General features: G+C 70.1%; 18 protein-coding genes. 11 read left to right on the top strand and 7 right to left on the bottom strand.

The window, feature by feature from the left end; genetic code table 11:
- Positions 1-34: 34 nt before the first annotated feature.
- The 5 genes from ABZ915_RS15015 to ABZ915_RS14995 are packed head-to-tail and all read left to right on the top strand — an operon-like array spanning position 35 to position 8,360.
- Positions 35-2,554, top strand: a complete 2,520-nt coding sequence (locus tag ABZ915_RS15015) for a tetratricopeptide repeat protein (RefSeq protein WP_361801583.1) — start codon at positions 35-37, stop codon at positions 2,552-2,554.
- Positions 2,555-2,580: 26 nt separating this feature from the next.
- Entirely contained in the window at positions 2,581-3,942 is a 1,362-nt protein-coding gene (locus tag ABZ915_RS15010; protein ID WP_361801580.1) for a CHAT domain-containing protein, read from the top strand.
- A complete protein-coding gene (locus tag ABZ915_RS15005; protein WP_361801577.1) occupies positions 3,935-5,269 on the top strand; it encodes an aminotransferase class III-fold pyridoxal phosphate-dependent enzyme in 1,335 nt (444 codons plus the stop codon). Before ABZ915_RS15010 ends, ABZ915_RS15005 begins: the two co-directional genes overlap by 8 nt.
- 42 nt (positions 5,270-5,311) lie before the next feature.
- Positions 5,312-6,991, top strand: a complete 1,680-nt coding sequence (locus tag ABZ915_RS15000) for a carbamoyltransferase C-terminal domain-containing protein (protein ID WP_361801574.1) — start codon at positions 5,312-5,314, stop codon at positions 6,989-6,991.
- On the top strand, positions 6,975-8,360 hold the full coding sequence (locus ABZ915_RS14995) for a hypothetical protein (protein ID WP_361801571.1): 1,386 nt from the start codon (positions 6,975-6,977) through the stop codon (positions 8,358-8,360). The genes ABZ915_RS15000 and ABZ915_RS14995 overlap by 17 nt, the downstream gene beginning before the upstream one ends.
- A 14-nt stretch (positions 8,361-8,374) precedes the next feature.
- Here ABZ915_RS14995 and ABZ915_RS14990 read toward each other — a convergent pair whose 3' ends face one another.
- From ABZ915_RS14990 to ABZ915_RS14975, 4 genes are all read right to left on the bottom strand, one after another.
- Positions 8,375-9,022, bottom strand: coding sequence for an HAD family hydrolase (locus tag ABZ915_RS14990; RefSeq protein ID WP_361801568.1), 648 nt, complete (start codon positions 9,020-9,022; stop codon positions 8,375-8,377).
- Positions 9,023-9,062: 40 nt separating this feature from the next.
- Positions 9,063-9,749 carry a phosphatase PAP2 family protein gene (locus ABZ915_RS14985; protein ID WP_361801565.1) on the bottom strand — a complete coding sequence of 229 codons (687 nt, stop codon included), beginning with the start codon at positions 9,747-9,749 and terminating at the stop codon, positions 9,063-9,065.
- Between the two features lie 98 nt (positions 9,750-9,847).
- Positions 9,848-10,783 (bottom strand): M56 family metallopeptidase, encoded by a 936-nt coding sequence (locus tag ABZ915_RS14980; RefSeq protein WP_361801562.1) that lies wholly within the window; start codon positions 10,781-10,783, stop codon positions 9,848-9,850.
- Positions 10,784-10,898: 115 nt separating this feature from the next.
- Positions 10,899-11,444 carry a DUF5134 domain-containing protein gene (locus ABZ915_RS14975; RefSeq protein ID WP_361801559.1) on the bottom strand — a complete coding sequence of 182 codons (546 nt, stop codon included), beginning with the start codon at positions 11,442-11,444 and terminating at the stop codon, positions 10,899-10,901.
- 166 nt (positions 11,445-11,610) lie between these two features.
- Here ABZ915_RS14975 and ABZ915_RS14970 point away from each other — a divergent pair, with 166 nt between their 5' ends.
- The 3 genes from ABZ915_RS14970 (at position 11,611) to ABZ915_RS14960 (ending at position 16,497) form a co-directional block, all read left to right on the top strand.
- Complete coding sequence (locus ABZ915_RS14970; protein ID WP_361801556.1) at positions 11,611-13,272, top strand: FUSC family protein; 1,662 nt, start codon at positions 11,611-11,613, stop codon at positions 13,270-13,272.
- Positions 13,269-13,817 carry a MarR family transcriptional regulator gene (locus ABZ915_RS14965; RefSeq protein WP_361801553.1) on the top strand — a complete coding sequence of 183 codons (549 nt, stop codon included), beginning with the start codon at positions 13,269-13,271 and terminating at the stop codon, positions 13,815-13,817. The genes ABZ915_RS14970 and ABZ915_RS14965 overlap by 4 nt, the downstream gene beginning before the upstream one ends.
- A 103-nt stretch (positions 13,818-13,920) precedes the next feature.
- Complete coding sequence (locus ABZ915_RS14960; RefSeq protein ID WP_361801550.1) at positions 13,921-16,497, top strand: cellulosome protein; 2,577 nt, start codon at positions 13,921-13,923, stop codon at positions 16,495-16,497.
- A 25-nt stretch (positions 16,498-16,522) separates the two neighbouring features.
- Here ABZ915_RS14960 and ABZ915_RS14955 read toward each other — a convergent pair whose 3' ends face one another.
- On the bottom strand, positions 16,523-17,287 hold the full coding sequence (locus ABZ915_RS14955; protein WP_361801548.1) for a VOC family protein: 765 nt from the start codon (positions 17,285-17,287) through the stop codon (positions 16,523-16,525).
- A gap of 158 nt (positions 17,288-17,445) precedes the next feature.
- Between ABZ915_RS14955 and ABZ915_RS14950 the strand changes: the two genes are divergently transcribed.
- Positions 17,446-18,369, top strand: a complete 924-nt coding sequence (locus tag ABZ915_RS14950; protein ID WP_361801545.1) for a GNAT family N-acetyltransferase — start codon at positions 17,446-17,448, stop codon at positions 18,367-18,369.
- An 8-nt stretch (positions 18,370-18,377) separates the two neighbouring features.
- Here ABZ915_RS14950 and ABZ915_RS14945 read toward each other — a convergent pair whose 3' ends face one another.
- Complete coding sequence (locus ABZ915_RS14945; RefSeq protein WP_361801542.1) at positions 18,378-18,770, bottom strand: VOC family protein; 393 nt, start codon at positions 18,768-18,770, stop codon at positions 18,378-18,380.
- Between the two features lie 70 nt (positions 18,771-18,840).
- Here ABZ915_RS14945 and ABZ915_RS14940 point away from each other — a divergent pair, with 70 nt between their 5' ends.
- On the top strand, positions 18,841-19,380 hold the full coding sequence (locus tag ABZ915_RS14940; RefSeq protein WP_361801539.1) for a GNAT family N-acetyltransferase: 540 nt from the start codon (positions 18,841-18,843) through the stop codon (positions 19,378-19,380).
- A gap of 59 nt (positions 19,381-19,439) precedes the next feature.
- On the opposite strand, the gene ABZ915_RS14935 is transcribed toward ABZ915_RS14940, so the two are convergent.
- Positions 19,440-20,123: a glycerophosphodiester phosphodiesterase family protein gene (locus ABZ915_RS14935; protein ID WP_361801536.1), complete on the bottom strand. Its 684-nt coding sequence runs from the start codon at positions 20,121-20,123 to the stop codon at positions 19,440-19,442.
- 368 nt (positions 20,124-20,491) lie between these two features.
- Here ABZ915_RS14935 and ABZ915_RS14930 point away from each other — a divergent pair, with 368 nt between their 5' ends.
- On the top strand, positions 20,492-21,889 hold the full coding sequence (locus tag ABZ915_RS14930) for a DUF6421 family protein (protein WP_361801533.1): 1,398 nt from the start codon (positions 20,492-20,494) through the stop codon (positions 21,887-21,889).
- The last annotated feature ends 26 nt before the right edge of the window (positions 21,890-21,915 follow it).

The following is a 21,915-nucleotide window of genomic DNA, read 5'->3' as shown; positions in this document are numbered from 1 at the left end:
CGGACGTACGGGTCATGGTCGAAAGGGTTCGTGGGTGCCGGACGGTAGTGAAGCATTAATAGTCCCTATCCAGTCCAACCTTCCTTTGCGGCGCTACCGCAAGTTGGTGGGACGCGAAGAAATGGTCCGGCACGTCATCGATGTACTGGCCGCGGAATCGCCGGCGCAGAACGTCCTGGTCTACGGTCCGGCCGGCTCGGGCAAGACATCGGTCGTCATCGAAGCTGTCCACCGCATCGCGGCCGCGGAGACGCAAGACCGGCTCCCGCGTTACGAGGTGCTTGTCTGGCTTTCCGCCCGGCCGGCCATTCTGACCGCCGACGGGGTGCTGCGGTCGCCACTGGTCTGCGGCACACTGAGCGACTTCATCACCAATATCTCCGCAGTGCTGGAACGTCCGGATGTGATGCGGGCGCTGCCCGAAGAACAGCCCGCGTTGCTTCGTGCCGCACTGTCGCGGAAATCGACCCTGATCGTCGCCGATGACCTCGACGAGGTCGAGGACGAACGGGTGCTCTCCTTCCTGGACTCGCTTCCGGGTGCCTGCCGTGTCATCGCGACTGCCAGAAGGCAACTGGACTTCGGGCGGCCCGTGCGGCTCGGGCCGCTCTCGTTCCCTGAGGTCCGGGAGTTGCTCCAGGAGATTCAGGACGGGAAGGACATCCGGCTGTCGGACTCCGAGGCGAGACGACTGCACGATCTCTGCGGTGGCATACCCCTGGCGATCGTCTGGGCCGTGAACCTGGTGCGGTTGGGCTACGACGTCTCACACATACTCGACAATTTCGGGGAGACGACCAGCGACCTCCTCGAGTTCTGCTTCTTCAAGGCGTGGGACTCCGTCCAGGGGACACCGGTCGGCGAACTCCTGGTTTCCATCGCCCTCTTCTCGGGCGGAGCGTCGATCGACCTTGCCCGCCGGGCATCCGGTCTGTCCCAGCAGCGGCTGGACTTCGACAGAGCTCTGGTCAAACTGCGGCGACTCGGCGTGCTGGAGGCAACCGCCACGCGATTGAACCTCCTACCGATGACAAGGACGTACATCATGGGAAGCATCCTGCCCACGCCGTCCGGTTCCGACGGGGACGATGTCCGCACTCGTTGGGTGGACGCGATCGCCGACTACGTCGCGCGGAGCCTTGCCCAGCCGCGGTGGCAGGACTGCTTCGAACTGCTGGAGGCCGAGCGCGCCAACCTTGAAGGCCTGTTCGAGTGGGCGCGCACACGCCAGAACGAGACGGTGTACGCGCGGGCTTCGGTGATCTACTCGGACGTCAGCTACTTCCTCTTCTGCCGCGGGTACTGGCGTCAGCTGGAGGAGCACGGCAGCTGGGCATTACCCGCGCTTCGGGAGCAGGACCTGGGCGAGGAGTACCTGACCGTACTGCTGACATGGGTTTCCAGGGTGCACCTGTTGCACGGGGACGAGGAACGTCTACGTGGCTGCTTCGACGAGGCGACGGACTTCATCGCGGCGGCGCCACCGGAAACCCGGCCGCTGTACGAGGCGATCACCGACTACAACCGGGTGACCCACCTCAACCCGCAGGCCGGCGACCACGATGGACCCGCGGGCGTGCAGAGTCTCCGCAGAGTCGCAGGGATCTTCAGCGAACTCGGCCGGGACGAGTGGTTCGCCCGGGTCGTCAACCGACTCGGCAACATGCTCTCCGCATCCCATGACTTCGATGCCGCCACCGAGGCCTTCACCCAGGTCATCGGCGCGTCCGAGCAGCATCTCGCCACGGCGTGGGGAAAGGACATGACCGGCATCGGCAAGGGCAACCTCGGGATCCTCGCCAATCGACAGGGCAGGTACCAGGAGGCGATTCCCCTGCTGCGTGAATCGCAGGAACTCGTCGCCCAAGCCATGGACGGCTCCGTCGCGCTGATGGAGCAGGCCATCGCGCACTACCACCTGGGGCAGCAGGACGAAGCCGTCGAACTGGCCCTCCAGGCACGGTCCGCGGCCGCGGAGCTCGATCTGGCCATCAGCATCGCGGAGTCCGACCCGTCCTGGGAGAAGGAGGTACTGCCTCAGTTGTTCGCGGAGGTGACGGCCACACCCGGTCTTCCGGCACCCGCCGACACCAAGGCCGGCGATGTCGACCCGGAAGCAGTCGAACAGATCGAGCTGCTGCTTCTGCAAGCCACCGAAGGCGGTATCGCGGATCTGAGTGCCGACGGCATCGAAGAGCAACTCGGAATCCAGCTTCAGGAACTCGTGCTGGAGACCGCCGCGGCAGCGGGGCGGCCTCCAGCCTGGGCATCCGGTGACTACGGGCCACTCAGCCTGGGCAGACGCTTCATCGAATACCACAAGGAATCCATTCGGCAGCAGGTGTGCCAGCCCAACTGCCAGGGCCTCAAGCCGGAATACGCTCGGTCACTGTCGTTCGGCGGCGGCGAATCGGGCGGTCTCCTGCCGCTCGTGGTGAGTCTCCTCGCCACCTTGAACTCAGCCGAGCCGGCCATGGCGGTTCCGGCGGTGGCCGTGTGTGTCGCCCTCTGGCTGGCCCGGGTGGACCTCGACCGATTCTGCCGACAGTCCTGATCCGGCTGGGGCAGCGGTGGCCGAAGATGGCTGACTATCTCGTCGAACCCGCGCGTATCGCCACGACCACGGCGACCGAGTTGGTGCAGCGGGCACGTCTGCTGCGACTGATACCCGGAGTCGGCAACAGCCTGGGGTTCGCTCGTGCGCAGGCCCGTGAACAGCTGGCCGAGTTCGGCCGGTCGGCCTTCCGGGCGCTCTCCTGCGGCGTCCGGGAGCAACTGCCCGAGCGTGGTCGACTGGCAGCCCATCTGCTGCCGGCCGCGCTGCTTCCCCAGGACAGGCTGTGGCTTCCCGCGGATGGTCCCGCGAGCCGGATTCCCTGGGAGGCGGCCCAGGACGACGCAGGCGACTGGATCTGCGACGACCCGGCGTTGTCGCTGGTCCACCGCACCCGTTGGGGCGCGTACGAGCACACCGAGCGTGTGGTGGCGGCCCGCCCGTCGGTTCTCGTCGCGACGGCGATGCCCCGCGGCCTGCCCAGCGCCAACGTCGAACTTCAGCGGCAGCAGATCACCGCACTGGCCTCCCGGTTCGAGCATGCGCGGGGCATGTTCCAGTGGTCGGAGAACCGGGACCTCGGCGTCCTGCGACAGGAGATCGCGGAGCGCCGCTGCACCGTCCTGCATGTCGTCGCACACGGCAGACCGGGCAAGATCCTCTGGGAGGACCAGGACCACGCCGTCCGCCCGTACGAGGCCGAGGAGTTCTGCGAGCAGTTGGCGGGGCTGCGTCTGCACCTGGTGGTGCTGAGCGTGTGCGACTCGGCCAGTCCTCCGCTGCGCGGCCGGTCACTGGCAGCGGTGATCACCGACCGGATCGCCCACGCCGTCGTCGGTATGCGGGCGACGCTCGACGAGTCGGCGGCGGCGCTTTTCGCGCACACCTTCTACGAGACCCTGCTCGCGCATCCCGGTACGAGCCTCGACCATATGGTCCACCGCGGCCGTCAGGCTCTGCGACAGGCATCGGCAGAGGGAAGCATCGATGCCGTCCAGTGGGTCCTGCCCACACTCGTACTCCGTGACGCGGCACTGCGGTTCACCGGGCGGTCACAGCGGCCGCGGGCGGCGCCCACCGCCCCTGAAGCGGCCCGCGGCGGCGCCGCGGCGCTACGGCTGCCGGACGGGTCCCGGATACCGCTGGTTCGGGCACGGACGATGATCGGTCGCAGCAGCACGGCGGACGTCACGCTGTCCTCTCCGTCGGTCAGACCGTTCCATGCGGTCATCCAAGCGACTCGAACCGGGTACGAATTACGGGACCTCGGCTTCGGTTCCTCAGCGGTCAACGGCGTCGCGGCCGAACGGGCCGTGCTGTCGGACGGGGATCTGCTCGCCTTCGGCTCGCATCTCTGCCGATTCGTAAGGGAGGAGCGCGATGAGTAGTCGTGGTGGCGGCCTGCTGTACGGGGACTGGCCCGGTGCGTGGCCCGTCGTGGACAGGGGCGCGGGGGTGTACCTCTACGACCGCGACGGACGGCCGTTTCTCGACGCCGTCGGCGGCGCACATGTGGTCACCATCGGCCATGGCGTGGCTGAGATCGCGGAGGCCATGGCCGGGCAGGCGCGAAGAATCGCTTATGCCAGTTCGCGAACCTGGGCGAACGAGCCGCAGTTGGAGCTCGCCGAACTGATCGGCTCGCGCACCCCACCCGGCCTGGACTGGGTGTACTTCACCAGCAGCGGCTCGGAGGCGGCCGAGATAGCCATGCAGTTGGCCCGTCAGTATCACGTGGAGCGGGGCGAGCCGGAGCGCCACAAGATCATCGGCCGATGGCACAGCTACCACGGCGGCACCCTCGGCGCGGTGGGCATGGGCGGCCACGCCGTTCATCGGTCACGGCTCGGTCCGTACCTGCCACCTGCCCGGCATGTCGTGTCGCCGCAGTGCTCACACTGCCCGTTCGGACTGAGTCGTCCCACGTGCTCGGTCAAGTGCGCCACCGATCTGGCGGATGCGATCGAGCGGGCCGACCCGGCGACGGTGGCGGCGTTCATCGCTGAACCGATCGGCGGTACGACCAGCGGCGCCATGGAACCCCCGGCGGGCTACTACGAATTGGTTCGGTCGATCTGTGACGAGTACGGAGTCCTCTTCATCGCCGACGAGGTCGTCACCGGATTCGGGCGGACGGGAAGAGACTTCGCGATCCAGCACTGGAACGCGATACCGGACATGATCCTTTGCTCCAAGGGGCTGACGAGCGGATACGCACCCCTGGGTGCGGTCGTGGTGCACGAGCGTGTCGCCGAGGCCATCAGGGACGGCACCGGAAACGTTTCCGTGAGGATGACGTTCTCCGGCCATCCTGTGAGCTGTGCCGCCGGCCTCGCGGTCCAGCGTTACGTGGCCACGCTGGGGCTCGTCGACCGCTGTGCGACGGTGGGCGACCTTCTCAAGGAACGACTGATCGAGATGGGCAAGGAGACCGCCCACGTCTCAGAGGTCCGGGGCCGCGGCCTGCTACTGGCCGTGGAGCTGGCCGCCGAGCCGGACACGAATGCGGCGTTTCCCAGGGGCGCACGCGTGCAGGAACGTATTGTCGCCGAGGCGCTGCGCCGAGGGATGCTGCTCATGGGCGGCAACGGCACAGCCGCCTCCCCGGACGGCGACCATGTTCTGATCTCGCCGCCCTTCGTCATCACCGAAGCGGAGGCCGATCTCCTGGTGGAACTGCTTCAGCAGAGCATTACAGCGGTACTGGGCGAGTGAGGCAGCAGTCGAGCGAGTTTTCCCGTAACTGACATTGTGTTCATGCACCGAGGGGGAAGGTGTGGGATGAGTTTCACTGTGGCAGGTCTCGCAATCGGCCATGACTGTGGCTGCGCCCTCGTACGTGACGGGCAGCCAGTGGTGGCGATATCCGAAGAACGGCTCGACCGGCACCGTCATTCGGGTCTGTGGGCTTCCTCGCTCACCTACTGTCTTGAGCACGCGGGTATCCGGATCGGTGATGTCGACCTGTTCGTCTTCAGCAGCGGCGGCCCGCCCCTCCCCGCCGGCTTCGACGGCGGGCTCTCCTCACTCGGCGTCGACAAGAGCCGTGTCACGACCGTGGACCACCACCTGTCACACGCGTTCGGAGCCTTCTGTCTGTCCGGGTTCGAGGATTCCGCTGTCCTCGTTCTCGACGCCGTCGGAAACTGTGAGGACACGGAGAGCTCCTATGTCGCCTCCCGCGACGGAGTGGTCCGTATCTCCGAACGCGACCCGGCGCGCCCGCGTTACAAGGGGATCGGCTCCACCTACGAGGCATTCACCAACTTCCTCGGCTTCAACGACGAGGAGTCCGGCAAGACGATGGCGCTGGCTGCCTACGGGGACCCCGGGCGTTTCGGTGTCCCGTTGTTCGACTTCGCCCCCGACGGCGGGGTCATGGGCCGGCTGACCCAGACCCATCACTGGGGCGTCCTGGAGTTCGCCAGGAGCAACGGACTCGCATTCGGTGAGCTGTTCGACGCCGGTGAGTCACAGGAGAGCCGTGACGTGGCGGCATATGTGCAGCACGAGACGGAAGAGGCGCTCCTCAAGCTGATCGACGATCTGCTGAAACGCACCGGGGCGAGTCGTCTCTGTCTTTCCGGCGGCGTAGCGCTCAACTGTGTCGCTAACGACCGGATCCGCCGTGAGTATCCAGGCCTCGACCTCTTCGTGCTGCCGCCGGCCTCCGACACGGGCCAGCCGCTGGGGAACGCGCTGTACGGCCACTGGCGCGGGTCGGGGGAGATGCCCACCGCGCACCGGGGGTCTTCCTCGTTCGGCCGGCAATACGACGAGGGGAGCATTCGGCGTGCGCTGGCCAAGTTCGCGGACACGCTCACGTACGGCCGCCTCTACCGCTACGAGTACGAGTACTACAAGGACTCCGATCCGGCTCGCACGGCCGCTCAGCTCCTCGCGGAGGGGGCGGTGATCGGCTGGTTCCAGGGCGGCAGTGAGCTCGGGCCCCGGGCGCTCGGCCACCGCAGCATCCTGGCCGATCCGCGGGATTCCCGGGTTCGTACGTACGTCAACTCCGCCATCAAGCACCGGGAGTGGTTCCGGCCGTTCGCTCCCAGCATCCTCGCCGAGGAGAGCCACCGCTTCACAGGGGACGCGGTGAACCGTTCGTTCATGCTGGAGAGTCCGTCGATCCTCGAGTCCGCACGCACGGACATCGCCGGGGCCCTCCATGTGGACGGCACCGCACGCATTCAGTGCGTGATGCCTGAACAGCGGCCATTCCACCGGCTCATCAGCGCGTTCGCCGACAGGACCGGAGTTCCCGCGGTGCTCAACACCTCGTTCAACGTGCGGGAACCCATCGTCGAGACACCTGGCCAAGCCCTGGGGACCTTCTTGTCCAGCGAGTTGGACTATCTGGTGATAGAGGATTTCGTGGTGTCCAAGAAGGGGCAACCCAAGAAGAATCGGGGCAATGGCGATGGCGCTTGACAGGTCTCTGGCGTTATGGCGGGGACTCCCGGGTGAGTCGGCAGAGCAGATAAGGAACCAGGTCATCCGCGCGCTGGCGATGACGGCGCGGGACGGCCGGGTTCCTGGACACCGCAACGAGGTCTCTCTCCGCAAGCTCCCTTCCCACTCTGACGGCCGCGGCACCGTGCTGTATCTCCCGCCTGGTCCGGAGCGAGCCGTCACCGAGGCCGTCGCGGAGTTGCGCGCAGGGCAGAGAAACCCGTACGAGATACTCGAGGCGGCGGGAATTCTCGTCGTCGGGTCAACCGGGTCTCATGCACAAGGAGTTGTCCTGTCAGGTGGATCGCACTGCGACGTCCTCCTTCAGGCCCGCGGAGAGAGTTCGGTGATCACCAAGAGTGTTTCGAAGCGCGGGACGTCCGGCGGCGTCGACGGACTGCACCGCCATCGCAACGAGGCTGAGTGGCTCGACCTGATGGCGAGGCGGAGCGCACTCTTCCCGAGGCTGCGGCTGGTCGAGGAGAGTGCTGAGTCGTACGCGTTCGAGATGCAGTTCTTCCCCGCGTACTCGGCGGCGGAACTGGTCTTCCAGCGAAGGATCTCCGGGGCGCGGCTCGCGGAGATCCTGATCCGGGTCTACGAAGAACTCCGGTCGAGTCTCTACTGCCGGCCGCCGGTGCTGTCCAGCCGGCCGGATCCGGACGCGAGTTACGTGGCGAAGATCCGTCGCCGCCTCGAGCTGACGAATGCCACGGTGCAAGGGGCCGGCACGCCGCTGGGCGCCGTGCTCGGAGCGGGTCGCCTCCGGGTGAACGGCAGGCCGTGCCCACCGCTCCGGGATCTGCTGGCGACGGTCGAAACGGACCCCTTCTGGCAGCCGGTGATCCGGCCCAGAGGGATTCATGCCTGTCATGGCGATCTGATTCTGGAGGACATCCTCGTCGGCCCCGGCCCGGCACACGAGGTCATGCTCATCGATCCGAATCCCTACAATCAGCACGGCTTGCTGGACCTGGCGAAGACCATGCTCTCGTTATGGGTCGGATATGAGTTCGTCTACTTCGACTTCTTCGACGTCGCCGTCGAGATCGAGGGTTCCGGGGATGATGTGTCGGTCGAAGTCGTGGTCGATGCGGAAGAGTTCCAGAAGGAGTACGCGGAGGCGGCGGACAGACTCATGAGGTATGCGAGAACCGAATTGGCCGGCATTCTAGGGCTGCCTCGGGCGGCGTTCGACAGGCTGGTTCGCATGGCGGCGGCCCTGACCGCTCTGGCGATACCGGCTTTCCATCTGATCCGGCACAATCGGCCGGACCGCGCACTGGCATTTTTCGCACTCGGTATGCTGCACGCTTCCTATGCCCTGGCCGACGAGTTTCCGCAGTGACCGGACCGGCCGGCTCAATCGCCCGCCAGAATGCCTGGCAGACGGCGCATGTCATCGAAGAGGACTGCTCCGGATCCGTCCAGCCACGACGCCGGGGTGACGCCACCCACGTATGCGAATGCCTGCATTCCCGCGGAGCGCGCGGCCTGGACACCGGAAGGACTGTCTTCTACGACAGCGCAGTCCCCGGGGGCCACCCCGAGTCGCCGCGCGGCGTGCAGGAAGAGGTCGGGGGCCGGTTTCCCGCGCGGCACATCCGTGGCACTGAAGATGCGCCCCTCGAAGCGGTGATATAGACCCGAGATTCCGAGCGTGCGGCGCAGCCGTTCGTGGGTGCTGCTGGACGCGACGCAGGTGGGTGTTTCCATCAGGTCCAGGGCATCTTTCACGCCGTCCACCGCCGTCAGATGAGTTTCGAACGCCTCATCGATCGCCGCGTGGTACTCGTCCTCCCAGCCCGAAGGCAGCGGGTGGCCGAGATGGGCCTGGATCTCGCGCATCATATGAGCGTGCGACCGGCCGAGGAAGCGTTCGAGGATTTCCTTTTCGGTGAGCGGCCAACCCGCCTTGGCCAACATGATGAGATCGACTTGGATGGAAATCCCCTCACTGTCGACCAGAACGCCATCGCAGTCGAAGATCACAAGCTTGAACCCTCCCATGCGCCGAAGGGTACTCCCAGGCTGCTCGCCGCATACGTGCCTAGCGTTCTTCGGCAGGCGCCGTCGACCATGTGCAGGCCAGCACCGCGACCGCCGCCGTCAGCCCGCCGAGCAGCCACCCGCCGACCACGTCCGACAGCCAGTGCACGCCCAGCCACACCCTGGTCAGGCCGACGCCCAGCACGGTCACGACGGCCACCACCAGGGCCGTACGCCTGAGGGCGCGTCCGGCGCCGAAGCGGTGGAGCAGCCACAGCAGCAGGCCGCACACCACCGTGGCGGTCATGGCGTGCCCCGAGGGGAAGGCCGCGTAGTGGGCGGAGTCGACGGGGTCGCGCCAGACGGGGCGGGGACGGTCGACGGCGGCCTTCAGGCCCTGCTGCACCACCGAAGCCACCGCGCAGGTCACCGCCAGCCACACGGCCGTCCACCACGCCGACCGGCGCCACACCAGCCACACCGCGGCCGCCGCGCACACCAGGCGCATCGTCAGCGGGTCCCAGACCCAGTCGGTGAGGACGCGGAAGGTATGCGTCACGCCGTGCTCCTCGACCGCCCAGCGGTGGGTCGTGCGGGAGACGTCCCCGTCCACGGTGATCAGGGGGTGCCATCTGGTCGCGACCAGCGCCAGCAGCAGCGCGGAACACAGCGCGAGGAGCGCGGCCGCGACGGCTGCGGCGCGGTACTGCTTCGGGCGGGGCGGCGAGTCGACGGACGGGTGGTGCATGATGCGATCCTCGCCGAAGCGCGGGGCGGGAGGCCAGTACCGGACCCCGGGGCCCGGGGCCGGGAGCCCGTCGCCCCGGCACCACAGGTCGGACGGCCCTACCCGAGGGCCCGCAGCCCCGGCACCAGCGCCACCAGTACCGGGATCACCGGCACCACCGCCGCCGCGGCGGTCAGGCGGAGGCGGTGCATCGCCGTGAGGCGGTCAGGGGGAGTGAGCAGCCGGTGCACTCGCTGGGGGACGTGGGCGTGCGGGGCGCGGCCGGGGCCGAAGACACCGCGGTCCTCGTTGAGTTCCACCAGCGCCAGCGCGGTCGTCAGGCGGCCGAAGCGGCGGGAGGCCATGTCGTCGGCGGCCAGTTCGACCAGCCGGTGCATCTCGTCACGGAACGCGGCGAACACCGGCACCTGCGGAAAGCCCCCCGCCAGCGCGGCCGAGCAGTGCAGCAGCCAGTCGTGGCGCGCCTGCGCGTGTCCCTGCTCGTGGGCGAGGACCGCGTCCAGCTGCCGTCCCTTCAGACGGCTCAACGCTGCGGTGGTGACGACGAGTCGGGGCGTGGCTCCCGGCAGCCACCAGGCGTCCGGCCGCTCGCCCTCCAGTACGACCAGACGGCCGCCCGCGGGCTCCTCCCCGGGCAACAGCGGCGCCCGCACCAGGAGTTCGGCCCGCCGACGGCGCCGTCGCGACCGGGCGCGGGCCACTTCGCGGACGAGCATCGCCGCGCTCCACAGCCCGCCGCAGGCCAGCGTCACCGCGGTCGTCGCCGCCCAGGGTCCGGCCGTACCCAGGGCGTACGCGTCCACGACCGCCCGTGGCGCCGAGCCGAACACGTGCCCGCGCACCGCCTGCCAGGCGGCCGCCGCACTGAGCGTCATCGACAGCGCGCAGCACATCAGGACGGCCGCGACGACGCACTGCCACGCCCACAGGGCGACCACCGGTTCACGGTCCGGCCAGTCGGCTCGGGCGAGCAGCCGGGGAGCGACGACGGCGGTCAGGGCGCCGAGCAGCAGCAGTGCCGCGGGGACCATCATGGGCAGCACCCTATGAGCGGCGGCTACCGAGGGGTACGGTCCACCGCGGCAAAGTGACGCAGGCAACGCTTGCGTCCGGCGTGTCGAGGGTGCCCCGGCCGCGCCGGCCGGCTCGTCAGAGCGTCAGCAGCATGGCCACCATGCCGATCCCCATCGACAGCCGGCACGCCCGCGCCAGCTCCGGCCGGTCACCCCACCCGACGGCTCCCGTGCCGGCCGCGACGGCGGCGGGGACCAGCCGGACGCCGGAGAGCAGCACGTACCCCGTGAAGTAGAGGAGCAGCGCGCCCGTCAGCAGCGGCACTCCCGCGCCGCCGTGGACGTGGTGCGATCCGGGGGAGGCGGCCATCACGACCGCCATGTAGACCATGGCCGCGCTGCCCACCAGGTGGTGCAGGTGGTGCGGGCTGCCACGCGCGGCCCACAGGGCACGCAGTGCCGCCGCGCCGAACACGACGGCGTAGAGCGGCCAGGTCCACGGCGGTGGGCTGAACACCGTGCCGGGTACGGCCATCGCGGCCATGCCGAAGCCCATGAGCGCCTCGCCGCCCGCGGCGCGCCGCTGCTCCTCGACACTGCTGCGCATCCGCAGCAGGCAGTAGGCCCCGGTCCCGGCGCACAGCGCGACCAGCAGCCAGCCGGGCGAAGTCGGTCCGTGCACGCGCACCTCCCCGCTCCACGGTGGGTCGAGGGATGCGATGCCCGGTCCGCGCGGTGCTCACGCGAGCGCACAGGGGTGCAACGGGAGCACTCGGTGGTGCACGGCAGGTGAGAGGGTCCATGAGAGCATATTATTTACGAGTAAAACACATGCTAATTTTGTTGGTATGAGCTGTGCGACCCCCCACCGTCTTCCCCTCGCCGGAGTTCTGCGCCTCGGCCGGCCGTCCGACATCTGGTTCAAGCCCGCGCTGAGCGTGGTCGCCGCCGTCGCCCCGCCCAACCTGGCCCTGCTCGCGCTCGGCCGCCTGGACCTCGCGATGTACACGATGGCCGGATCGCTGTGCGCGCTGTACGGCCACAACCGTCCGTACGCAGCCCGGGCCCGCGCCCTGGCGTGGGTGGTGCTCGGCATGGTCGCCGGGCTCGCCGTCGCCCTGCTCACGGCCTCGCTCACCACCGACGCCGTCGTCCTGGTCACCGTCGGTGCCCTCCTGGCCGCCGTGCAGAAGGCGGTGTGCGACGCCACCCGCGTCGGCCCGCCCGGAAACGTGGTGCCGGCCTTCATCAGCTCCGCGTCCCTGTTCGTGCCGCAGACCCTCGGCCAGGTCCCCGGCCACCTGGCGCTGGCGGTGGGTGCGGGCGCCTGGGCCTGGCTGGTCGGCATGGCGCCCGGCCTGCTGCGCCCGCACGGCCCCGAGCGCCGCGCCACCGCCCAGGCCCTGAACGCCGCCGCCGCGTACGCCGCCACGCGCGGCACCGGCGACGGCGACACCCGCACCCGTGCCGCCGCGGCCGCCGCCGTGCACGCCGCCTGGCAGTCGCTGCTGTCCACCGGCACCCGCACCGACCGCACCCGACGCGCCCTCGAACGCCTGCTCGTCCGCGCCGAGGTCGCCCTCGCCGCCCCCGCCGACACCGACCCGGAGCGGCTGCGCGGCTGGGCGCGGGCCCTGCGCGGCACCGGCCGCGTCCCACGGACCGACCTCCCGGACGCCGCCGACGCCGCCGAACTCCTCGGCGTGGACGCCGAACGCGCCGCCCCGCACCCCGCCTGGTGGCGCGCCCTCGGCCCGCTCGCCCCCATCGCCGCCCGCACCGCGACCGGCTGCGTGCTCGCCGGATACGCCTCCCTCGCCCTCGGGACCGGCCGGCCCTACTGGGCCGTCGTCACCGCCGCCTCCCTCTACCAGGCCAACGTCACCCTCACCTGGAGCCGGGGCGTGCAGCGCGTCGTCGGCAACCTGGCCGGCGTCCTGCTCTTCGCCGCGCTCGTCCCGGTGGCCCACCTGCACCCCGCGGCCCTGGTGCTGTGCTGCCTGGTCCTCAACTTCGGCGCCGAGGCGCTGATGGGCCGCAACTACTGGCTCGGCAGTGTCTGCGTCACCCCGATGGCGCTGCTCATCACCGAGTTCGCCCGCACGCAGGACTCCTCCGCGCTGATCACCGAGCGGGTCGTGGACACCCTGGTCGGCGCGCTCACCGGCTTCGTCGCCGCCGTCGCCGTCACCAACCGGCGGGCCGGCGACCGCCTCGGACACGCCCTGACCGCGGCCGAGCGGGCCCGCGAGCGCGCCGCCCGCCTGCTCACCGAGCCCCGCCCGGAGCCCCACGCCCTCGAAAGGGCCCACCGCTCGCTGGCCGCCGCCCTGGTCGAACTGCGCGCCACGGCCGACGCCGCGTCCGGCGAGTGGTGGCAACGCGCCCTGCCCGAGGAGCGGGTCGTGCTCGCCGAGCAGTCCGGACACCGTACGCTCGCCGCGACGGTACGACGCCAGGGGCCGCGCCCCTCGGCCGGGACGAGGACTACGGAGGACGTACGGCCATGACGGGGACGAACGGACGACCGGCGGCCGACGACGACGCAACGAGGGGCGACACCGTCGCCGCGGTCGTCGGGCAGTGGCGGGCCGTCCACCCCGAACTGGACACCGGACCCATGGAGGTCATCGGCCGCATCAACCGCTGCGCCGCCCTCCTGCAACAGGCCGAGGACGCCCCGCTGCGCCGTGCCGGGCTCAGCCGTCCCGAGTTCGACCTGCTGGGCGCCCTGCGCCGGACCGGCCACGAGCTGACCCCGAGCGAGCTGGCCCGCGAGACCTTCTCCTCCGGCGCGGCCGTCACCAAGCGCCTCAAGCAGCTCACCGAGCGCGGCCTGGTCGAACGCCGCGGTGACACCCGTGACCGCCGGGTCGCCCACCTGCGCCTCACCGACGCGGGCCGCGCCCTCGTGGACGGCATCCTCCCCGAGCAGCTCGCCTACGAGACGGCCGTCCTGTCCGTCCTGGCCCCGGAGGGCCAGGGCGAGCTGGCCGGCCTGCTCGCCGAGCTGCTGACCCGCCTGGAGGGACGGATGGGCGCCCTGCGCGCGTGAGCGGCGCCCGTCGCCACCGTTGACGCCGACCGGAGGTGATCTCTACGGTCGGTCCTGTTCGGTTTGCCGACTGGTGTACGAAATCACGGACAAGGATGGTGTCGTGACCGCCGCAGACTCCGCCGCCCAGACACTCACCGTCGACCTGGGCACCGACACCGGCCCCGTCCACGGCGGCGCGAGCGGCACGCTGTACGGGCTGTACGGCGACGGCGTGCCCAGCCGCAACGTCGTCGAGGGCATGTACGTCCGCACGGTCTCCACCAAGGCACAGGACGGCACCCAGCACCCGGGCGCCGACGCCCTGGAGATCCTGCCCTCCTTCGTCGAGGCGGGCGGCCGGGACGTGTACGTCTACATGACCGACATCTACCGCGGCTTCCCCTACGAGTGGCCCGGCGCCACGGGCGAGGAACGGCTCGCCGGCTTCCGGGCCCGGGTCCGCCGCCAGGTCGAGCAGGTGCTCACGCTCGGCCCCCTCGCGTCACACGTCGTGTACGTGCCCTTCAACGAGCCCGAGGGCAACATGTTCGGCACGGGGGAGTGGAGTTACGACACCGTCTCCTGGCGGGACGACCCGGCCCGCTACTTCGCCGCCTGGCAGGACCTCTGCGGGCTCATCCGGGACCTGCACCCCGGCGCGCGCATCGCCGGGCCCAACACCTGCATCCTGTACGAGGAGGTCCGGGGCTTCCTGGAGTTCGCCCGCGACCACCGCGTCCTCCCCGACGTGGTCACCTGGCACGAGCTCTCGTCACCGGACGAGATCCGCCGGAACGTCGCCGAGTACCGTGCGCTGGAGCGGGAGTTGGGCATCGGTCCGCTGCCGGTCAACATCAACGAGTACGCACACAACTACCACCTGTCCGTGCCCGGCCAGATGATCCAGTGGATCGCCGCCCTGGAGGAGTGCAAGGTCGACGCCGACATGGCGTACTGGAACATCGACGGCAACCTCAACGACTCCGCCGTCGAGGCCAACAAGGGCAACGGCCAGTGGTGGCTGTTCAACGCCTACGGCCGGCTCACCGGCCACACCGTCCAGGTCACCGCGCCGCGCCCCAACGTGCAGTACACCCTCCAGGGAGTCGCCGCCCTCGACCGGGACGAGCGCCAGGCACGGGTGATCCTCGGCGGCGGTGGCGGCGGCGCCGGCCTCGTCCTCGAGGGCGTCGAACCGGAGGTGTTCGGCACCGTCGTGCACGTACGGCTGGAGGAGATCCCGTGGACGGGCCAACTGGGCTCCTCGCCCCAGCCGTTGCGACTCGCCGACCTTGAACTGCCCGTCCTGGACGGCAAGGTGACGGTCGGTCTGCCGGATCTGGAGGAGATGTCCGCCTACCAGGTGATCATGTCGCCCGGCGGCCAAGGGGCCGCTCCGGTGCCGCCCTCGGTCGGCTGGCGGCGGATGTACGAGGCCGAGGACGCGGCGCACACCGGTGACGGCCATGTCGTGCACGGGCCCGAGGGATCACCGGCCGACGTGGAGAAGTTCGCCACCTCCGGCGGCCACCACGTCGGCGGCCTGCGCACCGGTTCCGACCTGGTCCTCGCCTTCGACGTCGAGGTCCCGCGCGACGGGACGTACGACGTCGCCGTCTTCGCGAACTCCCACAACCTCGCCGAGGGCGTGCGCGAACAGGGCCCCACCAACGTGTTCCTCCGCGTCGACGGCGAACGGCCGCGGGAACTGCGGCTGCCCCTCGGCTACAAGTGGGCGGTCTGGGGCCGCACCGACACCCGGGTGGAGCTGACCGCCGGCCGCCACACACTCACCCTGGCCGCCCGCGACGCCGACCTGGGCGCCACCCGCGGCGACGCGGTCGTCGACCGGCTCGACCTCGCCCTGCGCGACGAGCACGTGAGCGCGCCCGCGCTGTACGACGCCGAGTACGCCTCGCTCGGGAACGGGGCGCGGGTGAGCTACGCGCATCGCGGTTCCTCCGGGCCCGGCGCGGTCGTCCTGCCGCGCGGGGGCACCGCCACCTTCTGGGTGCACGCGTCCGCCGACGGCGAGGCGAGCGTCACCGTCGACCTCATCGGACCGGGCGAGGGCCTGCTCACGGTCAACGGCGAGGAGCTCGGGCCCGTCGAGCGCGGTGCCGTACCGCTCTTCCTAGCCGGTGGCATCAACAAGATCACCGTCACCGGGGCGTCGGACCGGCTCGTCCTGGACCGGCTGCTGGCCGGAGCATCCCGCGGCCTGCTGCCCTCCTCCACCTACCAGGCGGAGGAGGGCGTCGTAACCGGCCGGGCACATGTCACCGGCGCCCACACCTTCGCCACCGGCGGCAAGGCGGTGGACGGCGTCGGAGCCGGACCGGAGAACTCGCTCACCCTGAGCGTCCTGGCCGAGCGCGCCGGGCGGCACGCGCTGACCGTCCGCTACTCCAGCGGCGAACAGGCGCCCGCCACCCACTACAACCCCGACCCGGTCTGCCGTCACGCCGACATCTCCGTCAACGGAGCCGACCCGCGGCGCGTGTTGTTCCCGACCACCTTCCACTTCAACAACTTCTTCGAGCTCGCCGTCCCCGTCACCCTGCGCCGGGGCGCCAACACGGTCGCCTTCACCGCCGACGAACTCCCCGACTTCGACGGCACCGGCCGCAACGCCCACGGTCAGCGCTCCGCGTACGCCCCGGTCATCGACCGGGTGACGGTGACACCGCTGAGGTGACCGGACCGGCCGGGACCGGTGGGGTTCAGCCCCCCTCGCCCGGCCGGTACACGCCGAAGACCGCTCCCTGCGGATCCCGCAGCACCGCGAGACGCCGGCCGCCGGGCATGGAGGACGGCTCCATGACGACGCCGCCGCCCGCCCGCAGCGCCACCGCCGCCGTCGCGTCCACGTCCGTCACGCAGAAGTACGGCATCCAGTGCGCGGGCAGCTCCGGCGGGAACCGGTCGCCCATCGCCGCCATCCCGCCGAAGTCCGCGCCGTCGATGCCCCATTGCGTGTACCACTCGGAGGCGTTGACGCTCCAGTCGAAGACCGTGGTGTAGAAGTCCCGGGCCCGTTCGGTGTCTCGGGTCGCCAGCTCCACCCAGCCCAGTGAGCCCGGCGCGTTGAACAGCCCGGCGCCCGGGAAGGTGCGCGCCTGCCACAGCTGGAAGGCCGCCCCGGCCGGGTCGAGGGCGACGGCGAAGCGGCCGGCGTCGAAGACGTCCATCGGGCCGAGGATCACCGTCCCGCCCGCCTCCTCCACGCGCCGGGCCGCCGCGTCGGCGTCCGGCACCGCGAACGACACGTTCCAGGCGACCGGTTGGGACTCCTGGTACAGCGGGGTGAGCGCGGCCACCGCCGCGTCCCCCATGTGTGCGACCGTGTAGCCGCCCGCCTCCTGCCGCGGGTCCGTCTCGGGACGCCAGCCGAACAGTTCGGCGTAGAACCGCTTGGCCCCCTCCAGGTCGCTGGTCCCCAGCTCCGTCCAGCAGGGTCCACCGGTCACCGGTCCGTCGAGCTTCATGCCAGCACGCTAGCCCCGCCGCCGTTTCGCGGCCATTCGGAACCCTCGTGCGAACGCCGCCGAAATCCTCTCGCGGACGCCGTCGGCACCGGCGTACGCTCGTGCCGTACCGCATCGCACGGCGGCCTTCCGATCAAGCTCCCGACCGGAGGTCACGCATGTCCCAGGTACGCCCCTTCCACCGCGACGACCGCGACCAGCTGACCGAGCTGGTCAACGCCCATGTCGCCGCCGTCGTCCCCGGTGTCTCCGTCTCCGTGAACACCGTGCTCAGCAGCCTGGAACGGCAGCCCGACGAGTTCGTCACCGACCCGTGGGTGGCGGAGCGGGTCACGCTCGTCGCCGAGCTGCGGCGGCACATCGTGGCCGCGGCCCATCTCCTGCGCTACCGGGCCGACGCCGAGGTCGGCGCCGACTACCGGGACGCCGGCGAGATCACCTGGTTCCTGTGGCACCCGCCGGCCTCGTTCCGGCCGGACACCGACAAGGCCGCCGACCTGCTCATGGCCGCCTGCCTCGCCCAGCTCGCCCGCTGGCAGGTCCGCGTCCGGCTCGCCTCGGGCGATCTGCCCGCCCCCGTCGTCTACGGCCTGCCCCGCAACTGGCCGCACGTGCGGTCCGTCTACGAGCGCGCCGGTTTCCGGCACACCGGGCGCACCGAGGTGATCCTCCTCGCCCAGGTGTCCGAGCTGCCCCGCCCCGAACCCCGGCCCGAATCCCGTCCCGGCGTCACCGTCGAGCGCACGCTCGGACAGTGCGGCACCCGCCTCACCGCGTACGAGGGCGGACAGTCCGTCGGCTTCGTCGAGGTCGGCACCGTCCTGGCCCGCCCCGAGCGTCACACCCGCCCCGCCGGGCTCGCCGACATCGGCAACCTGCACATCGACCCCGCACGGCGGGGGGCCGGCTGGGAGCACCGGCTCCTGGCCCACGCCGCCGACTGGCTCGGCCTGTCCGGCGTCGACCGCCTCCTCGCCTACGAACTCGCCGACGACCAGGGCGCACTCGACACGCTGCGTACCGCGGGCTTCCGCGAACTGACCCGCACGGACCGCGGCTGGGAGCACCGGCCGGGCACCTGAGGGTGCCGTCAGACACCCGGCCGGTACCGCATCGGATGATCGGCCGGTACCTCCACCAGCACGATCGGCACCCCGTCCGGATCCGCGACCCACATCTCCAGCAGCCCCCAGGGCTCCTTCACCGGCGGCCGGACGATCTCGACGTCCCGGGCGAGCAGCTCCTCGTGGGCCGCGGCGAGGTCCGGGACCTGGAGCCACAGCCGCAGCGCCGGGGACGGCGGGGTCTCGGACCGTCCGGAGACCTCGAGGAAGCCGCCGCCGAGGAAGTAGACGGTGCCCCGGTCAGGACCCGTGCCGAACTCGCGGTAGACGGCGAGTCCGAGCCGCTCGCCGTAGAAGGAGCGGGAGCGTTCCGGGTCGGTCGGGCGCAGGAGTGTCCGGCTGCTGAGTACGTGCACCATGCACCCGGAGGGTAGTGGCAGGGTTAGTCTCGTCGTGCCCTGCCGCGCCAGAGATCGGAGACGATTCCCCATGGACACCGCCGCTGCCGCACCGACCTTCCGTGATGCCACCGACGCCGATGTGGACGCCCTGGTCGCGCTGATCGAGTCGGCCTACCGGGGCGACGACAGCCGGGCCGGATGGACCACCGAGGCGGACATCCTGGAGGGCCGGCGGACGGACCCGGAGGGCGTGCTGGAGGTCGTGAAGTCGCCGGACAGCCGGCTGCTGACGGTCGAGCGGGACGGCCGGATCGTCGCCTGCTGCCAGCTCGAACACCGCGGCGACCACGCCTACTTCGGCATGTTCGCGGTCAGTCCCGCACTCCAGGGCGCGGGCCTCGGCAAGGTCATCATCGCGGAGGCGGAGCGGCGGGCCCGCGAGAGCTGGGGTGTCACGGAGATGCACATGACGGTGATCTCCGTACGCGAGGACCTGATCGCCTGGTACGAACGCCGCGGCTACCGCCGTACGGGACGGATGACGCCCTTCCCGTACGGCGACGAGCGCTTCGGCATCCCGCAGCGCGACGACCTCCAGTTCGAGCTGCTGGTGAAGCCGCTCGCATGACTGTCACGGCATGACTGTCACGGCATGACTGTCACGGCATGACTGTCACGGCGTGACCGTCACGCCGTGAAGCGGCCGGTGCGTTTGATCTCGGGGTAGTCGGTGGTCGCCCCGTCCAGGCCGAGGGCCCGCACGAGCCGCAGGTGGTCCTGGGTGTTGACCACCCAGCCGATGATCCTCAGGTCGGCCTTGCGGGCGTGCTCGACGATCTCCAGGGTGAGCCGTCGGATGTTGAGGCAGACGGTCGCGGCACCGGCCGCCACGGCCCGGTCCACCACGTCGGTGCCGTAGCGGCTCGCGATGAGCGCCGTGCGGACACCGGGGAGCAGGCGGGCGGTCTCGGCGATCGCCTCGTCATGGAAGGAGGACACCTCCACGCGGGAGACCAGGTCCCGCCGGCGCATCACCTCGGCCAGCGCCCGGGCCGCGGCGACATCCTTGATCTCGGCCTGGAGCGGTGCCTTCACGGCGTCCAGGACCTCGTCGAACACCGGCACCCGTTCGCCCCGGCCCGCGTCCAGGGCGCGCAGCTCGGCGAGGGTCTTCTCGGCGATCGGGCCGTTGCCGTCGGTCGTGCGGTCCACGTCCGCGTCGTGCATGACGACCAGGGCGCCGTCCTTGCTCAGGTGCAGATCGAGTTCGATCAGGTCGAGGCCGGCCTGCTGGGCGGCGACGAAGGAACGGAGGGTGTTCTCGGGCTCCACACCCATGATCCCGCGGTGACCGATGGTAAGGAAGTTCAAGGTTCAACTCGCTTCCGTCGACGGCGGCTCGGCACGCGCGCGGACCGGAGGGACGTCGCTGTCCACGCGGCAGGCTCGCAGCCTAATGGCCGGGTCACGGGTTGAACCCGCACGTACACGCGCGTTTGGGGTGACGGCCGGTCCTGACCATTGACCGGCTGGATCCGCACGGGTGTTCCTCTTACCCTCGTCCGCCTCTCCCATGCCTTCGCCCAAAGCGGAAGTGTGCGTCTATGCGATGCCGGGCAGGAAAAAGCGCGGTGACCATGAGGTCACGCAGGATAATTTTCGGAGACCCCCCTTGCTGGGAGAAACGCCGTATGTCTACGGTGTGCGCCTACGCGAGGTTCTGCTGCGAAGGATGGGACATGACGGAAATTCTTGTGCGGGTGGGTTCGGAGGGGCAGGTTCCTCCTGTGGCCAGGGTGGTCGAGCACCCTGCGTGGCCTGCCCTCAAGGATGCCGTGGAGCAGATCCGGCCATGGCAGTCCAAGGACGGATCGATCGACTTCGGTGCCGACGGCGCCCCGGACCCGGCCGAGGCCGAGCTCGCCGTCCGCCGTGTGGTCGACGCCGTGGTGGAGCTGTCCCCCCTGCTGCCGCACGACGCCGCCTACCACGAGGCCCTCGTGACCGACCTGCGCCGCTGGGCCGGCGCCGGCTTCGAGGTGCCGGACTTCCTGGACTCGCTGCTCGCCTTCCAGCCCGCCGCGCACCGCGCCGACGGCCTGGAGCACCTGGTCGTCTTCCCGATGTACACGCAGAACGGCAACCCCGACCGCAACCTCGAGGCGGTCGTGCTGCGCATGGTCTGGCCGGACTGGCTGGCCGAGCTGGAGCGCACCCGCTACGACAACCCGCTGTTCTGCGGCATCACCTTCGAGGACTTCACGGCCGGGTACGACACCAACTCGGCCGTCCTGTTCCCTGAGACGATCGCCGTGCGTGAGGCGCCGGAACGTTTCTCCTGGGGTGGCATCTTCTGCGACCGCGAGGCCGCCCGCTTCCGCCGGGTCACCGACGCCGCCGTTGGCATCCTGGGCCTCGAGCTGCCCGAGGACATCGCCGCGATGGTCCACGACCAGAAGCGCTGCGAAGAGGCCTTCGTACTGTGGGACATGGTCCACGACCGCACCCACAGCCACGGCGACCTGCCCTTCGACCCGTTCATGATCAAGCAGCGCCAGCCGTTCTGGATGTACGGCCTGGAGGAGCTGCGCTGCGACCTCACCGCCTTCAAGGAGGCCGTGAAGCTCCAGGCGGACGGCATACCGCAGGCCCGTGACGTGCAGTACGCGGTGCTGTTCGACCGGATGTTCCGCTTCCCGGTCACCGGTGAGCGCGTCCGCAACTACGACGGCCTCGGCGGCCAGCTGCTCTTCGCCTACCTGCACAAGCACGACGTCGTGCGCTGGACCGACAACAGGCTCGCCATCGACTGGGAGCGTGCCCCGCAGGTCACCAACCAGCTGTGCGCCGAGATCGAGAAGCTCTACCGGGACGGCATCGACCGCCCGAAGCTCGTGCACTGGTTCGCCGGGTACGAGCTGGTCTCCACCTACCTCTCCCCGCACCCGGGCTCCAAGTGGGCCAAGGGCCCCGACGCCCTGGACCTCAGGCAGCCGCCGCGCAAGCTGGTGGATGACGTGCTTCCGGACGAGTTTCCGCTCAGCATGTTCTATGAGGCACTGTCGAAGAAGCTGAAGAACGTGATCGCCTCCACCCGGGGCATCACGGCGGACGGCGCCGAGAAGGTCGCCGCGTGAGCGACCGTAAGAACACCGCTCAGCAG

Origin of the sequence: Streptomyces sp. NPDC046915 (assembly GCF_040644935.1) — a bacterium.
GTDB lineage: Bacteria > Actinomycetota > Actinomycetes > Streptomycetales > Streptomycetaceae > Streptomyces.
This window is presented reverse-complemented; position numbering and strand designations above follow the sequence as displayed.